The 17,251-nt window shown below is 41.7% G+C and carries 11 protein-coding genes; 1 reads left to right on the top strand and 10 read right to left on the bottom strand.

From position 1 onward, the window contains the following. Positions 1 to 658 precede the first annotated feature (658 nt). The 10 genes from rlmD to pcrB form a co-directional block, all read right to left on the bottom strand. Complete coding sequence (gene rlmD / locus BK575_RS00145) at positions 659 to 2,032, bottom strand: 23S rRNA (uracil(1939)-C(5))-methyltransferase RlmD (RefSeq protein ID WP_078408381.1); 1,374 nt, start codon at positions 2,030 to 2,032, stop codon at positions 659 to 661. Between the two features lie 224 nt (positions 2,033 to 2,256). After that, on the bottom strand, positions 2,257 to 3,192 hold the full coding sequence (locus BK575_RS00140) for a diacylglycerol kinase (protein WP_078408380.1): 936 nt from the start codon (positions 3,190 to 3,192) through the stop codon (positions 2,257 to 2,259). Between the two features lie 216 nt (positions 3,193 to 3,408). After that, the gene (gatB, locus tag BK575_RS00135) at positions 3,409 to 4,839 is read right to left on the bottom strand and encodes an Asp-tRNA(Asn)/Glu-tRNA(Gln) amidotransferase subunit GatB (RefSeq protein ID WP_078408379.1); all 1,431 of its coding nucleotides are present in this window, start codon (positions 4,837 to 4,839) and stop codon (positions 3,409 to 3,411) included. Between the two features lie 14 nt (positions 4,840 to 4,853). Then, positions 4,854 to 6,311 (bottom strand): Asp-tRNA(Asn)/Glu-tRNA(Gln) amidotransferase subunit GatA, encoded by a 1,458-nt coding sequence (gene gatA / locus BK575_RS00130; protein WP_078408378.1) that lies wholly within the window; start codon positions 6,309 to 6,311, stop codon positions 4,854 to 4,856. A gap of 18 nt (positions 6,312 to 6,329) precedes the next feature. Beyond that, positions 6,330 to 6,620: an Asp-tRNA(Asn)/Glu-tRNA(Gln) amidotransferase subunit GatC gene (gatC, locus tag BK575_RS00125; RefSeq protein ID WP_078408377.1), complete on the bottom strand. Its 291-nt coding sequence runs from the start codon at positions 6,618 to 6,620 to the stop codon at positions 6,330 to 6,332. Between the two features lie 554 nt (positions 6,621 to 7,174). Beyond that, a complete protein-coding gene (gene pruA / locus BK575_RS00120; protein ID WP_078408376.1) occupies positions 7,175 to 8,719 on the bottom strand; it encodes an L-glutamate gamma-semialdehyde dehydrogenase in 1,545 nt (514 codons plus the stop codon). 325 nt (positions 8,720 to 9,044) lie between these two features. Then, positions 9,045 to 10,223 carry a CamS family sex pheromone protein gene (locus tag BK575_RS00115; RefSeq protein WP_078408375.1) on the bottom strand — a complete coding sequence of 393 codons (1,179 nt, stop codon included), beginning with the start codon at positions 10,221 to 10,223 and terminating at the stop codon, positions 9,045 to 9,047. 155 nt (positions 10,224 to 10,378) lie between these two features. Beyond that, on the bottom strand, positions 10,379 to 12,385 hold the full coding sequence (gene ligA, locus BK575_RS00110; protein WP_078408374.1) for an NAD-dependent DNA ligase LigA: 2,007 nt from the start codon (positions 12,383 to 12,385) through the stop codon (positions 10,379 to 10,381). Between the two features lie 41 nt (positions 12,386 to 12,426). Continuing rightward, positions 12,427 to 14,634: a DNA helicase PcrA gene (gene pcrA, locus BK575_RS00105; RefSeq protein ID WP_078408373.1), complete on the bottom strand. Its 2,208-nt coding sequence runs from the start codon at positions 14,632 to 14,634 to the stop codon at positions 12,427 to 12,429. A 34-nt stretch (positions 14,635 to 14,668) separates the two neighbouring features. Next, complete coding sequence (gene pcrB, locus BK575_RS00100; RefSeq protein ID WP_078408372.1) at positions 14,669 to 15,364, bottom strand: heptaprenylglyceryl phosphate synthase; 696 nt, start codon at positions 15,362 to 15,364, stop codon at positions 14,669 to 14,671. Positions 15,365 to 15,841: 477 nt separating this feature from the next. Between pcrB and BK575_RS00095 the strand changes: the two genes are divergently transcribed. After that, a complete protein-coding gene (locus tag BK575_RS00095) occupies positions 15,842 to 17,224 on the top strand; it encodes a glycine--tRNA ligase (RefSeq protein ID WP_078408371.1) in 1,383 nt (460 codons plus the stop codon). The last annotated feature ends 27 nt before the right edge of the window (positions 17,225 to 17,251 follow it).

Here is a 17,251-nt window from a genome sequence, read left to right as displayed (position 1 = left end):
GGTATTAGCTCCGGTTTCCCGAAGTTATCCCAGTCTTACAGGCAGGTTGCCCACGTGTTACTCACCCGTCCGCCGCTGACTTCAGGGAGCAAGCTCCCATCTGTCCGCTCGACTTGCATGTATTAGGCACGCCGCCAGCGTTCGTCCTGAGCCAGGATCAAACTCTCCGAAGAAATGTTTGACTTGCTCATAATAAAATAGAATTAACGTTGACGTTTTTTTGTTTTGTTCAGTTTTCAAAGTTCATTTCTGTCTTTAAGCGACTTTTATATACTATCACCTTAAAAAATAAAAGTCAAATACTTTTTATCCCCCAATTCATCGAATCGAAGCGACTCTTAATATAATAATATAACCTTGTATAACCGTCAACTACTTTTTATAAAAAAAATAATACTGTACCTTATTTACGGTAACTCTCTTAAGATCTTCGTACAAAAACACTTATCCTAAACTTCTTCTCCAATAACTTAATTTAATTAATTATAGAAGAAAGTCGTTTATTTATAAAGAAGTCACCTATACACCTAAAACCATTTTTCCATGTTAACTTCTTTTGAACGTAACATCTTTTTATTACTAACATGCCTTCGCCCAAAAATTTCATTAAAAACCCGCTCGCCGGCACCAAACTAACCGAGAAGCGGTTTTTAATGGATTATCTCAATTCTAAAACAGCTACACACTCCACATGCGTCGTATGCGGAAACATATCAACAGGCTGCACTCGCTTCGTTTCATAACCCCCATCTTCTAAAATGCGAAGATCACGGGCAAGTGTAGCCGGATTACAGGATACATAGACGACACGTTTCGGCTTCATGTCAATAATGGTTTGCAGCAAAGCTTCGTCACAACCCTTTCTTGGAGGGTCGACTACAATGACATCTGCTTTAATGCCTTTTTCATACCAGGCCGGGATGATTTTTTCGGCTTCACCAACTTCAAACTCGGCATTTTCAATACCATTTAGTGCAGCATTTCGTTTCGCATCCTCAATGGCTTCTGGAACAATTTCTACCCCGTACACTTTTTTTGCTTGCTGAGCGAGGAAAAGTGAAATAGTACCAATACCGCAATAAGCATCAATAACTGTTTCTTCTCCTGTCAGCTGTGCATATTCCAACGCTTTATCGTATAACACCTTCGTTTGTTCAGGGTTTACTTGATAAAACGAGCGGGCCGAAATTGCAAACTTAATGTCCCCGATTAAATCATAAATATATTCTTCACCCCAAAGGACGTTTGTTTTGTCTCCCATGATTACGTTCGTACGCTTTGAATTGATGTTTTGAACAATCGATTTTACTTGAGGGAACCTTTCCGTAATCTCCTCTATGATGCTGTTTTTATGCGGTAGTTCTTCTTTCATAGTCACAAGAACGACCATCGCTTCCCTTGTCACAAGACCGTAACGGGCCATAATATGACGCAATGTACCGCGATGCTTTTGTTCGTCATATGCACGAATACCGTACTTCCCGCAAATTTCTTTGATTCCTTGAACAACCTCATCATTCTTTTCTTGCTGAATGAGACAAGCTTTCATATCAATAATTTCATGGCTTCGTTGTTGGTAAAAACCAGCAACAAGCCCGCCTTCTCTTTCTCCCACAGGAACTTGGGCTTTATTGCGATAGCGCCATGGTTCCTCCATTCCAAGTACAGGATGGACAGGAACATCCGGCAGACGACCGATACGGGCCATCACTTCTTTTACCTGCTTTTGTTTAAAGACTAATTGACCTTCATAGCTTAAGTGCTGCAATTGACAGCCGCCGCATTGTTTATAAATAGAGCAGGGAGGCGTTTGACGGTACTCACTTTCTTCATATGTTTCCACCAAACGGCCGAACGCATATCCTTTTTTCACCTTTATGATTTTTACTTGCCCACGCTCATTTGGCAATGCATTTGGAACGAAGACGGGGAAGCCTTGTACCTTCGCAACACCTGCCCCATCATGGGTCAAGTCTTCAAATACAACATCTATATATTCATTTTTTTGAACCGGGATTGATTGTTTAGTCATCGCATGTAACATCCTTTACTAAAATGCTGAACTGATTGTACCATATTTCAAACGTTCGAGAAAAGGAACCCTCCCATAAAGGAAACTTCCATCAGCGGTGGCCTTACTACCCGCTAATACGAGATAAAGAAAATAGACCTCTCCATCAAAGTACTGATATATCCAGCACTTTAAGGAAAGGTCCTTTTGAAAGAAGAAAAGATTCAATCACTCTTTTAGACGTCTTAAATGTCCTCCCTTCGCTCCATGGCTTCCGCTTTTTCTTTTGTGACAAATACTTCAATATGCTGATATAAATTGACAAACTCCCCAGGCAATAATCCCCCGAATTCTCCGTCCAAATTTAATTGCATCTTTTCATCCGTGAATACTTTTACACGATTCGCTTTCGTATAAATCAAATGCGGATCATTAATATGTTCTCCCCGTAAAGCAAGCGTTGCAATACGAATAAATTCCGTTAAATTGGTCTTTTTTAAGATGATTAAATCAAACATCCCATCGTTTAAAGAAGAGTCTGGAACAAGCTTTTCAAAACCTCCGACAGAATTCGTCAAGGAGACTAAAAACAGCATGATTTCTCCTTCAAACATTTTCCCGTCGTACTCTACCCTTACATTCGCCGGTTTAATGGAAGGCAAGATTTCCATCCCTTTTAAATAATAGGCAAGCTGTCCGAGCATCGTTTTCAATTTACTCGGCACCTCATAGGTCAGTTCGGTTAAACGGCCGCCTCCGGCGATATTAATGAAATAATGTGTTTTTCCTTCATTTGTTACACTGCCTAAATCAATCGGAACGGAAACACCTTGTGTAATGACATCACATGCCGCTTCAATCGTTGTTCTTGGCACCCCGATTGCACGGGCGAAATCATTCGTTGTCCCTACAGGTATAATACCAAGTTTTGGACGATAATCCTGCTCTGCAATTCCATTGACTACCTCATTGATTGTTCCATCGCCGCCGGCTGCAACGACTAAATCAAATTTACGCTCCACTGCTATACGAGCTGCTTCTGTTGCGTCCCCTGCTCCCGTTGTCGCGTGGCAAGATGTTTCATAGCCGGCTCTTTCTAATTTTTGCAATACTTCAGGCAAATGCTTCTTGAACAATTCCCGCCCTGAAGTCGGATTATAAATAATTCTTGCTCGTTTCATATCCCATCATCCTAGAGTAATGATAATTTTTTTGATCAGTTTTTATTATCTTAAATTGGAGGTCTTTTCAAACATGTCCCCTTCTATTCTACACGAAAAAAACACCACTCACCAACGAGCAGCGTTTCTTTCTTGAAAAATAATCCAGTAAATCTATTATAAACAGTGAAGCAGCTGCGAACAAGAGTTGCTCCATTTTTTAACATCCCTTGAACTTTAGCGCTTTTGAATTTCTTCCAATAAAATCTTGTTAACCATCGGCGGATTGGCTTGTCCTTTCGTCGCCTTCATAATCTGGCCGACTAAGAAACCAACCGCTTTCTCTTTCCCATTCTTATAGTCTTCAACAGATTGCGGGTTAGCATCCAGTGCTTCTCCGACAATCTTGCGTAGGGCACCTTCATCCGAAATTTGAACAAGGCCTTTTTCTTTAACGATTGTTTCTGCATTTCCGCCTTTTTCAATAAGCTCCTTAAATACCTTCTTCGCAATTTTAGAAGAAATGGTTCCATCTTGGATTAACTTGATCATACCAGCTAACCCTTCAGGTGTCAGAGCGACATCTTCCAGCTCTTTTTGTTCTGCATTTAAATAGGCAGACACTTCACCCATTAACCAGTTGGACGCAAGCTTTGCGTCTGCACCGGCACTAACTGTAGCCTCAAAGAAATCGGCCATTTCTTTCGTAACCGTTAAAACTTTAGCATCATAAGATGGCAGACCAAAATCTTCTAAATAGCGCTTTTGACGAGCATCTGGAAGCTCAGGGATTTCTGCACGTACCCGCGCCTTCCACTCGTCATCAATATACAGTGCCAAAAGGTCTGGCTCCGGAAAGTACCGGTAATCATCCGATCCTTCTTTTACACGCATTAAGATGGTTGTTTTCGTTGCTTCATCATAACGGCGAGTTTCCTGCTGGATTTCACCGCCGGAAAGAAGAACTTTTTCCTGGCGCTTCTCTTCATACTCTAACCCTTTTTGAACGAAGGCGAATGAGTTTAAGTTTTTCAACTCTGTTTTTGTCCCAAATTTCTCTTGTCCAATAGGACGGAGAGAGATATTGGCATCACAGCGAAGAGAACCTTCTTCCATCTTACAGTCTGATACACCTGTATATTGAACGATAGATTTCAACTTCTCAAGGTATGCGTATGCTTCTTCTGGAGAACGCATATCTGCCTCCGATACGATTTCTACCAACGGTGTACCTTGGCGGTTAAAATCGACTAAAGAATAACCATCACCTGTATGCGTTAATTTCCCCGCATCTTCTTCCAGATGAAGACGATTAATGCGAATACGCTTTATCTTGCCGTTTACTTCAATGTCAATCCAGCCGTTCTCACCAATCGGTTTATCAAACTGCGAAATTTGATAAGCCTTTGGGTTATCTGGATAGAAATAGTTTTTGCGGTCAAACTTCGTATCTGTCGCCACTTCACAATTTAGTGCCATCGCTGCTTTCATCGCAAATTCGACAGCTTGTTTGTTCAAAACAGGAAGTACACCTGGATATCCTAATTCAACTACGCTTGTGTTTGTATTCGGGTCTGCACCGAATGCATTTGGACTGCCGGAGAAAATTTTAGATTGTGTTTTTAGCTCAACGTGCACTTCAAGACCAATAATCGTTTCAAAATTCATCTTGTTCTCACCCCTTACAATGCTGGTTTTGCTTTATGATGTTCTGTAGCTTGCTCAAACGCATGAGCTACGCGATAGATTGTCGATTCATCGAAATGCTTCGCGATAATTTGCAACCCTAATGGCAGCCCGTTGGAAAGTCCGCATGGCACAGATATTCCCGGAACACCCGCAAGGTTGACCGGAATCGTTAGAATGTCGTTTGCGTACATCGTCATAGGATCACTTGTTTTCTCGCCAACTTTGAATGCTGGTGTTGGTGTTGTCGGCCCAATGATGACATCGTATTTTTCAAATACGTCTTCAAAGTCTTTTTTGATTAACGTACGCACTTGCTGCGCTTTTTTGTAGTAAGCATCATAATAACCTGAGCTTAATGCAAATGTACCAAGCATGATACGACGCTTCACTTCATCCCCGAAACCTTCACTGCGTGTCTGTTTGTACATCTCAATTAAATTTTTCGCATTATCAGTACGATAGCCGTAGCGAACGCCGTCAAAGCGGGCAAGGTTCGCTGATGCCTCAGAAGACGACAGCAAATAGTAAGTAGCTAACGCGTATTTGGAGTGTGGAAGTGAAACCTCTTCCCACTCAGCACCGAGTCCTTCCAATACCTTTAGAGCATCGAGAACCGATTGGCGCACTTCTTCACTTACACCTTCACCTAAATACTCTTTTGGTACGGCAATTTTCAAGCCTTTAATGTCACCCGTTAAAGCAGATATATAATCCGGTACATCTACATTAGCAGATGTTGAATCCATCGGATCTAATCCTGCAATTGCTTGAAGCAAATAAGCATTATCTTCTACCGTTCTTGTAATTGGACCAATTTGATCTAACGAAGATGCAAAGGCGACCAGCCCATAACGAGACACACGTCCATAAGTAGGCTTTAATCCAACTACACCGCAATATGAAGCTGGTTGACGAACAGAACCGCCCGTATCCGATCCTAATGAGAATAGAACTTCGCCCGCTGCTACTGCAGCCGCTGATCCACCGCTGGATCCTCCAGGTACATGATCAAGGTTCCATGGGTTTCTCGTTAATTGCAGTCCAGAGTTCTCTGTGGAAGAACCCATTGCGAATTCGTCCATATTTAACTTACCAATTGTGACTGCCTCAGCGCTTTTAAGCTTTTGAACAGCTGTCGCATCATAAATCGGGTCAAAGTTCGCTAAAATTTTACTGGAGCATGTTGTACGCAAGCCATTTGTTACGATATTATCCTTTACTCCGATTGGCATACCAAATAGCAAGCCAAATTCACCTTTCGTTGCTAAGGCTTCATCTAGTTCTTGCGCATAAGCACGAGCTTTTTCTTCATTTAAAGCCAAAAATGCCCCTACTTTTTCATCTACTTTCTGAATCCGTGTATACGACTCGTCAACCAGTTCTTGTACACGAATTTCTTTATTGTGTAACTTCTTATGTAATTCTGACATTTTCAAGTCAAAAAGCGACATGAATGAATCCTCCTTCCCTTACTCTAAAATAGATGGTACACGAATGTATCCGTCTTTATGGTCTGGCGCGTTTTTCACAACATCTTCAATCGGCAGCCCTTGCTTTCTTTCATCTTCACGCATTACGTTTTTCATTGTTAAAACGTGTGAAGTCGGCTCGACATTTGTTGTATCTAACTCATTTAATTGTTCTGCATATGTAATGATAGCATCTAATTGTCTTTGAAACATTTCTGCTTCTTCTTCTGTAATAGCTAAACGTGCTAAATTTGCAACGTGTTTAACTTCATCAATTGAAATTCTTGACATTGTCCTTCACCTCCGAGTATTCGTCCCATGACAATATACTGATAATACCAAACTTTAGCGCCATGAAGCAATCTTTTCCACTAGTGGTTTTTTCATTTTTCCCCTTGTTATTAACTGTATTAAATCCAAGGCTTAACTACCCAGAATAAGGTTTTTCCACCTTCTCACATGCGACTTTAACCATTAGATTAGCTATTATTTACTTCTGATGAAAACGAAAATAATCTCCCTCTCTTTTTTAATCATCATGGAGAACATGGATCTGTTGGTTTTTTATGCCCTTCTCTTCAGTTAATTTGTTTCTCCTGATCAAACTATTGATGTCGAATGGTGGAAATGCATATTAGAAAAATGTCTAGAAGTATTCTAATAAAACTTTTTGAATTCATTGAAATTATTTCCCGGAAATATCCCCATGATTGTAAAGGGAATACAAAAATATTTTTATTCCTTATATTTTCTCACGATAAATAGAGCGCCTGGAAGAATCTTTACATGTTTTAGATTCTTCCGGGCGCTCAACAGAAAGACTATTAAATAAAATTCAATTATTATTATAACATTTCAGACGTTGTTTTCGCTTGCATATGAAGAAGCAAGTAATCAGGGCCGCCCGCTTTCGAATCCGTACCGGACATGTTGAATCCGCCGAATGGCTGGTAGCCTACGATGGCGCCTGTGCATCCGCGGTTGAAATATAAGTTTCCGACATGGAATTCTTCACGCGCGCGCTCGATGTGTTCGCGGTTATTGGAAACAAGCGCACCTGTTAATCCATAATCCGTGTTGTTGGCGATTTCCATCATATGATCAAAATCACGTGCTTTGCAGAACGCCACAACCGGACCGAAGATTTCTTCTTGCATTAAACGAGAGTCTTGGTCAAGGTCCGCAAAAATCGTCGGCTGGATGAAGTAGCCTTTGGAATCGTCTCCTTCACCGCCTGTCATCAGCTTGCCTTCTTCTTTCCCGATTTCAATGTACTTCATGATTTTGCTGTATGATCTGTCATCAATCACTGGCCCCATGTATGTGTTCACATCTTCCGGGTTGCCAAGAGTTAATGTTTTCGTTAACGCGACCGCTTTTTGCAGCACTTCATCATACACGTCTTGGTGAACGACTGCACGGGAACCTGCGGAGCATTTTTGACCGGAGAAGCCGAAAGCCGAGTAGACGATCGACGATGCCGCTAAATCCAAGTCTGCATCTTTATCGATCACCATCGTATCTTTACCGCCCATTTCAGCGATGACACGTTTCAACCAGATTTGACCTGGATGTACTTTCGCCGCACGCTCATAAATACGGCAGCCCACTTTACGGGAACCTGTAAAGGATACGAAACGTGTTTTCGGATGATCGACTAAGTAGTCACCAATTTGAGAGCCGCTTCCCGGAACGAAGTTTAAGACGCCTGCCGGAAGGCCCGCTTCTTCCATCAATTCCACAAACTTCGCCGCAATGACCGGAGTCGAGTTAGCCGGTTTTAACAATACCGTGTTTCCAGACACGATGGCCGCTACCGTCGTCCCCGCCATGATGGCTAACGGGAAGTTGAATGGAGAAATGATGATTCCAACACCAAGCGGAATGTAATGGAATTGGTTGAACTCGCCTTCGCGGCTGTTGACTGGAATACCGTCTTTCAGTTTCAGCATTTGGCGTGCATAAAATTCCAAGAAGTCAATCGCTTCCGCCGTATCAGCGTCGGCTTCCTTCCATGGTTTCCCGGCTTCTTTCACCAGGTAAGCCGAAAATTCATGTTTGCGGCGGCGCATGATGGCAGCGGCACGGAATAAAATGTTCGCACGGTGCTCAGGCTTCCACTTCTTCCACGTTTCAAATGTCGTCAATGCTGCCTGCATCGCTTTTTCCGCCAATTCTTGATCAGCCATTGAAACGCTTCCAATCACTTCTTCCTTATTAGCAGGATTAATTGATACAACCTTATCTTTCGTTTGGATATACTCTCCGCCGATGACAAGCGGGTATTCTTTCCCTAATTGCGTTTGTACATATTTTAAAGCGCTTTCAAATTCCTTTTTATTCTCTTCAATTGCAAAGTTCGTAAATGGTTCATGTCTGTATGGCACCATTTCATTTTCCCTCCTCGCCTAAATAAAAGCGGATACATCTCACGATTTTCATTTTACTAGAATATATCGATTACTTCAAACATTAAAATTCTAAATCGGATAAAAATTATTTTTGTATAATAAAAATCTCAGTGGTGGTTTGAAAAAGGGATGGCTGCTATTTTTTGAATCAAGGCTGTACCCTACTGTTAACTTTTGAGTCATTTAAATGAGGGAAAAATGATAAGATTTCTTAGCATTGCTTACATCAAAAAAGAGTCACATGGAAAACCCTTGCTTTGTACCGGATTTTCCATAGTGACCCTAGTAAAATATCTGTACTTCTTTATTGGTAAATATGCACGAAAGGTTTTTCTTGATCGGCTTCTCTAACAATAATACTCTCTGGTCCTCCGGTAGACGTGATATAGACCTGCGTCGAAATGTGAGGAGGGAAATGCTCAAGCATTAAACCGGCTACATATTGAGTAAAACCAATTACTTCGCCTTTTCCATAGAACTGAATCGGGATCTCAATCGTCATTTGCTGGAGTTGTCCATCCTTATAATAACCTCTTGCAATAACGCTTGTGAAATTAGGAAAATATTCTTCGATTTTTACCTTGAATTCGTTAAACATCATCGCGTCATCCCGGTAATCCTTTGTTGCATCTGATGATGGGAACAAGTAATATTTTTCGTCTACTGCTGCCCATTTATCGATAGTTGTTTCACCCTTATCTACCGTTCCTACAGCAAAGAAGTTCCCGGGAGTGATGGAGTTTTTCGGCATTTGTTTAAACAATCCAATTGTAATAGGAACTTGGCTCAGTCCGTCCATTTCCCGCATACGTTTCACAATTTCTTCGGCAATTTTTTTTCCTTCTGCTTCAAGAACCTCTTGCTTAATTTTCACTTCTCTCGGATAACCCTGTTCTTGAGTATAATAATGCGCTGAATTTAGCGCTAAGCCAATTACCACTCCACCAAGCTGAACTTTTTCATCTTCTCCTTTAACTAAGTAATCCTGTTCTAGAATATGAGAAAGATAAATCGGACTTCGCTTATTTCGCTCTTCTAACGAGCCCTGCTCATTATCAATTGGATTTAGACCGAGATTTTGAACTTTTTTGTCTTTTGATTTCTTTTGTGCTTCTTCTAATTGCTGAGCATTCTTCTTCCTCTTTAACCATTGCTGGACCGTTTCTTTTTCAAGGTATTGACCTTCCTGATAAAAATACTTATCTGCAGGAAAATCTGATTGTGATAATCTCATCAATCCTGTCTCGAATTCTCCAATATCAAGGCGATTATTGAGGTTGGCCGCAACGAGTCCTCTTGCTTCCCCTGATTTAAACGGTAGAATGGTTCGGTAATAACTATCAGAAATACTGAACTTCGGAATAATGGCTTTTTCTTTCTTGGAATCCGTCTCCTGTACCACTTCTTCTTCTTTATTAAAGTTGGGGGCACACGCAGAAGCTAACAACATGATTACAAGTGAAATTAAAAACGTTTTTTTCAAAACATTTGACACCTCTTATAATTGATATATAAAGGAAACTTTCATCAGTGAGGGTCCTCCATCCCCACTGATGGCTAGTTACTTTTACGGGCAGTTATCCCTCACTTAGACGGCTTCCAGTTCTCTCAAGCCTTGAAGTAGGGGTCTTACTGCTCTTATTTATTTAATTCCTGAAGCATTCGATTCTCATCCCATACTTCGATACCCAGCTCTTGCGCTTTTGTTAATTTAGAACCAGCTTCCTCTCCTGCAATCACTAAGTCTGTTTTTTTACTAACGCTCCCAGTTACTTTTCCGCCTAATTGTTCAATTTGGGCTTTTGCTTCGTTACGGGATAATTGCTCTAATTTTCCTGTTAATACGATGGTTTTACCGGCAAAATACGAATCAATGTCCTCCACTTTTACTTGTTTTGGTCCTTTATACGTCATGTTTACACTAAACGACGCTAATTCTTCCAAAAGCTTCAGCACTTCCGGCTGGTCAAAATAGGTCACAACCGCATCAGCCATTTTATCTCCAATCTCATTGATCGCGACTAATTCATCGTATGTTGCTTCTTTTAGTTCACTCATTGTCCCAAAGTACTGGGCTAATGTTTTAGCAGCCTTCGCCCCAACATGACGAATCCCAAGACCGAACAACAGCTTTTCTAAAGAGTTTCCTTTAGAAGCCTCAATGGCTTGAATTAAATTATCGGCTGATTTTTCTCCCATTCGTTCTAATTGAACAACCTGCTCTTTTGTTAAACGGTATAAATCGGCTACATCATGCACTAAATTTTCCCTGAACAGCTGGGTAATCACTTTTTCACCTAACCCATCAATATTCATGGCATTGCGTGAAACGAAATGAATGAGTCCTTCACGAATTTGAGCAGGACAACTTGGGTTGATACAGCGGAGCGCCACTTCCTCTTCAAGACGTACGAGTTCACTTTCGCATTCAGGACAATGGGTTGGCATATGAAATTCTTCCTCTTCCCCATTTCGGCGGTCTACAATAACGTTTACGACTTCCGGAATGATATCGCCCGCTTTTTTGATGACTACATAGTCGCCAATATGAATATCTTTCTCGCGTATTAAATCTTCGTTATGCAAAGAGGCACGTTTAACGGTTGTACCCGCTACTTGAACAGGCTCGAGCAGCGCAGTTGGTGTCACTACTCCCGTCCGCCCTACGTTCAGTTCGATTCCTAACAGCCTTGTGATGACTTCTTCCGCAGGGAACTTATAAGCAATCGCCCATCTTGGACTTTTTGCCGTAGTACCTAACGCTTCCTGTTGATCAAACATGTCCACTTTAATGACGATTCCGTCAATTTCATAAGGCAAGTCAAGACGCTTTTCTCCCCAGCTTTCGACATATTGTAAAACCTCATCTATCGTAGCACATTTTTGTCGATTTGCATTCGTCTTAAAGCCTAGTTTATCAAGAAAATCTAGACCCTCACTATGTGATTGAATACCTGTATTGCCCGCGTCCGCAATTGCATACAAAAAGAGATCGAGATTACGTGATGCGGCAATTTTCGGGTCTAGCTGCCGCAATGACCCCGCCGCCGCATTTCTTGGATTAGCAAACGGTACCTCCCCTTGTTCTGCTTTTATCTCGTTTAACTTTTCAAACGACTTTTTCGGCATGTATGCTTCGCCACGCACTTCAATGGAAAGAGGCTCCGCTAAACGAAGGGGAATGGAGCGAATCGTTTTTAAATTCTCGGTGATGTCTTCACCGATTTGGCCGTCTCCCCTAGTTGCTCCTTGGACGAAATAACCGTTCTCGTAGCGAAGAGACACAGCCAGTCCGTCAATTTTCAATTCGCAAACGTAGGCTATTCCCTCTCCAACCGCTTGACGGACGCGGCGGTCGAAATCACGTAAGTCTTGTTCATTGAACGCATTCCCCAAACTCAGCATGGCAGTCTTATGCTCAACTTTTTGGAATCCTTCCAAAGCCTGCCCCCCAACACGCTGGGAAGGAGAGTCAGGCTTTCTCAATTCTGGAAATTGCGTTTCCAGATCAATCAGTTCTTTCAATAATTGATCATATTCCGCATCAGGAATACTCGGATTATCGAGTACATAGTACTCATAATTATAACGGTTCAGCTGCTCATGCAGCTCTTGAACACGAATTTTAGCCGTTTCTACACTCATTCCTTTTTCTCCTTTACACAATTTACAACAGGCTGGCCCAACTATACTTTTGTAACAGGCGCAAATTTTGCTAATAAACGCTTCACTCCTGTCGGGCTTGGGAACGCAATATCCAGCTCTTTGGAGTCTCCCTGCCCTTTTACGCTCACGACCGTACCAATTCCCCATTTTTTATGTTCCGCTTTATCTCCTACTTGCCAATCAATCGTATCGCCGCCTGTAGAAGATAATGCAGGGCGTGCCGCCATAGAACGTTTTACAGGGCGATTCGCTGCTGCAGCAGGTGAAGTTGACTTTGGACGCTCATTCAAGCTTTCCAACAGCTCATCTGGAATTTCATTAATAAAACGGGACATCGCATTCATATTTGTTTTACCAAATAATGTTCTCATCTGTGCATTCAAAAGGTACAACGTTTCTTCAGCTCGCGTGATGCCCACATATGCCAGGCGCCTTTCCTCTTCCATTTCCTCTTCTTCCTGAAGGGAACGGCTGTGAGGGAATACCCCTTCTTCCAATCCAATTAAAAATACGACCGGAAACTCTAAACCCTTTGCTGAGTGCAGCGTCATCAGAATAACAGCTTCTTTCTCATCTACCTCGTTATCCAGCTGATCAATATCCGCCACAAGAGCAAGGTCTGTTAAAAAGGCGACAAGGCTCTTATCTTCACTGCCCTTTTCGAAGCTCTGTGTAACTGATAAAAACTCATCAATGTTTTCCAAGCGACTTTGAGCTTCAATCGTCTTTTCGGCTTTCAGCATCTCGCGATAGCCCGTCTTACTTAATACTTCTTCTACCAATTCTGTTACGGATAGATAATCTTGCATGTTGGCCAGGTTCGTAATCAAATCCCTGAATTCAATTAATGCATTGGTTGCTTTCGCACTTAAGCCAATAAAATCCACCTCTCCCAATGCTTTAAAAATAGAGATGTCATGCTGGATCGCATAATTTGCCAGCTTATCAACCGATGTCGCTCCAATTCCCCGCTTTGGCACATTTACCACACGCACTAGGCTGATATCATCATCCGGATTGGCAATCAAGCGAAGATACGCAAGCATATCTTTAATCTCTTTACGATCATAGAACTTGATACCGCCTACGATAGTATAGTTAATATTGGATTTTAACAGCACTTCCTCCATTACACGCGACTGGGCATTCGTACGATAAAGAATGGCAAAATCAGAATACTTTCTTTTTCCGCTTTCCACCGCTTCTTTAATCTTTCCGGCAACAAATTGAGCCTCAGCATGCTCGCTCATCGCTTGATAGTGAAAAATTTTCATTCCTTCATCATTTTCCGTCCATAAATTTTTCGCTTTGCGGTTCATATTGTTTTCAATTACTTTGTTGGCTGCCGTCAAAATATTCTTTGTGGAACGATAGTTTTGTTCCAGCAAAATGACCGTTGCTTGCGGATAATCCTTTTCAAACGATAAGATATTGGCAATATCCGCTCCGCGCCAACGATAGATGGATTGATCCGAATCCCCTACCACACAAATATTCTCAAATCGCTGTGCCATTAATTTAACCAGTTTGTACTGGGCATGGTTCGTATCCTGATACTCGTCAACATGGATATATTGAAATTTTCTTTGATAAAACTCCAATACTTCCGGCACACGTTCGAATAGCTGAATGGTAATCATAATCAAATCATCAAAATCGAGCGCCTGATTTTTCCTCAGTCGTTTTTGATACTCTGTATAAACACCGCTCACCATTTCCTCATGCGGACTCGCAGCCGTTTTGGCAAATTGCTCCGGCGTCGTAAGATCATTCTTCGCTGAGCTGATGATACCTAAAAAAGAGCGAGGATCAAACTTTTTCGGATCAATGTTTTTTTCTTTCAAAATAGACTTAATTACCGAAAGCTGGTCTGTCGTATCTAAAATGGTAAAATTACGGTTATAACCGATTCGATCAATGTCTCTTCTTAAAATGCGCACACACATGGAGTGAAACGTTGAAATCCAAATTTCATCTGCCGCTCCACCAAGTAAATTAGTGATACGTTCTCTCATCTCACGCGCGGCCTTGTTCGTGAAAGTAATGGCTAGAATATTCCATGGCGCCACTTGCTTTTCTGCCATTAAATACGCAATACGATGCGTCAGCACCCTTGTCTTTCCACTTCCGGCACCCGCCATAATAAGTAAAGGGCCGTCCGTAGCTTTGACCGCCTCTTGTTGTTGTGGATTTAACCCTGATAATAACTTTTCACTTAAAAATTGCAATGACATCACCCCTAAAACAAACGTTTGTTCTTGTTTATCGTAACGTATTTTTGACTGCCTGTACAGTTTGTAAAGCAGTAGATACATCGTTATATACAACGTTTCCTACAACGACTGTATGAGCCGCCGCCGCCATCTCTGCCGCTTGCTCGACGCTCTCAATTCCTCCGCCGTAAAACAACTGCGTACTCTCTAAGCTGTTTTTTACCTGTTTCACCAGCATCGGATCTCCGTACGTACCGCTGTATTCCAAATAAAAGATGGGTAAGCGAAACATCCGCTCTGCCATCTGGGCATAAGCCAATACATCCTCTTCTGTTAAACGGGCGTTAGCTTCTGTTACTTTCGCAGCCTTACAGTCTTCGTTTAAAATGCAATACCCCTCGACAAGGATTTCTTCCCAGTTCATGATTTCTCCGTATTCTTTCATCGCTTCATGGTGCAAGCCTACGATCCAATCGCGCTTACCGCTGTTTAACACGGTGGGAATGAAATAAAAGTCGAAACCGGGAGTCACCGATTCGATCGTCGAAACTTCCAGTGCGCAAGGCACCGTATAACGGCGGATACGGGCAAGCAAGTTTAGAACATTATCCAATGTTACGCCATCCGTCCCCCCCACTATGACTGCGTCTGTTCCCGACTCGCAAATGAGTTCCAGCTCTTCATCAGAAATGTCTTTATTAGGATCTAATTTAAAAACGTGTCTCCACTCTTTAATATCATACATAAAGTTAACCTCCATTCGTTGCTCCATTACAACATTATAGCAAAACTGCCTTTCATATACGAAAGCTAATCCTATATAAACTCCATAAATGATTAGAGATGCATCAAAACAATCATTCAAGCCTCAAAGCTCAGCAAACTATTTATGCGGATTCATACAACAGCGCTTGTTTAGTTAAAATGGATGTGCTAATATAAAGACAAAAATTGATACCATATCATACTGTGAAGGACCAATAGTATCTGAATCCTCTTCAACGTTAAGCGATCTGGGGATGGTGAGAGCCCGGAGAAAGATTTAGAGAAAAGGCAGTCTGGAGTGTGCTTCTGAAAAGAGGATACATGTTATTCATGTATCAAACAGGGTGGAACCGCGGGAAACAATCTCTCGTCCCTGGGCATTATGCCTGTGGGATGGGGGATTTTTTTGTTGTTTTCATTCTGTTTATTCCCTAATTGATTGAAGGAGGAAAAAAACATGTCAGTTTCAATGGAACAAATTGTATCTCACGCAAAACATCGCGGCTTTATTTTTCAAGGTTCTGAAATTTACGGGGGACTTGCGAATACATGGGATTACGGTCCGCTTGGCGTCGAATTAAAGAACAACGTCAAAAAAGCTTGGTGGAAAAAATTCATTCAGGAATCTCCATATAATGTAGGATTGGATGCAGCCATTTTAATGAACCCAAAAGCATGGGAAGCTTCCGGTCACTTAGGAAATTTCAATGACCCGATGATTGACTGCAAAAACTGTAAAGCCCGCCATCGCGCGGATAAATTAATTGAAGAAAAACTTCAAGAAAAAGACATCGAAATGATTGTAGACGGGCTTTCATTCGATCAAATGATGAATTTGATTAAAGAGCATGACATCAAGTGTCCAGAGTGCGGATCTGATAACTTTACCGAAATCCGCCAATTCAACTTGATGTTTAAAACACATCAAGGGGTAACAGAAACGTCAGCGAATGAAATTTATTTGCGTCCTGAAACGGCACAAGGTATTTTCGTAAACTTTAAAAATGTTCAACGCTCGATGCGTAAAAAGCTTCCATTTGGTATTGCCCAAATCGGAAAGAGCTTCCGTAACGAAATTACACCGGGTAACTTCACATTCAGAACTCGTGAATTTGAACAGATGGAGCTGGAGTTCTTCTGTAAACCGGGCCAAGAAATCGAATGGTTCAACTACTGGAAAGAGTACTGCCATAACTGGTTGTTATCTCTTGGTTTGACTGGAGAAAATATCCGCCTTCGCGACCATTCCGATGACGAGTTATCTCATTATAGTAACGCAACAACAGACTTTGAATATAAATTCCCATTCGGCTGGGGAGAACTTTGGGGTGTCGCTTCCCGTACTGACTATGACTTAAAACAACATATGGAGCACTCCGGTGAAGATTTCCAATACATCGATCAAGAAACAAATGAGCGCTACATCCCTTATTGCATCGAACCATCCCTGGGTGCTGATCGCGTTACATTAGCCTTCTTGCTTGATGCTTATGAAGAAGAGGCATTAGAAGATGGTACATCCCGTACAGTGATGCACCTGCATCCTGCTTTAGCTCCTTTCAAAGCGGCTGTTCTTCCACTTTCTAAAAAGCTTTCTGATGAAGCTAGAGCCGTGTTTGAAGATTTAGCAAAACACTTCATGGTAGACTTTGATGAAGCCGGTTCTATCGGGAAACGTTACCGCCGTCATGATGAAATCGGTACGCCATTCTGTATCACATTTGATTTTGATTCATTAGAAGACCAGCAAGTGACGATCCGTAACCGTGACACAATGGAACAAAAACGTGTACCTATTAGTGAATTAAAAGCACTTATTGAGGAAGCAGCACAGTTTTAATCAATCAAAATGACCCCAAGGGCTGAA

This window comes from Priestia abyssalis, assembly GCF_002019595.1.
In the GTDB taxonomy this organism is placed as follows: domain Bacteria; phylum Bacillota; class Bacilli; order Bacillales; family Bacillaceae_H; genus Bacillus_BA; species Bacillus_BA abyssalis.
Note: the sequence above shows the minus strand (reverse complement) of the source record. Positions and strands in the feature narration are given on the sequence as shown.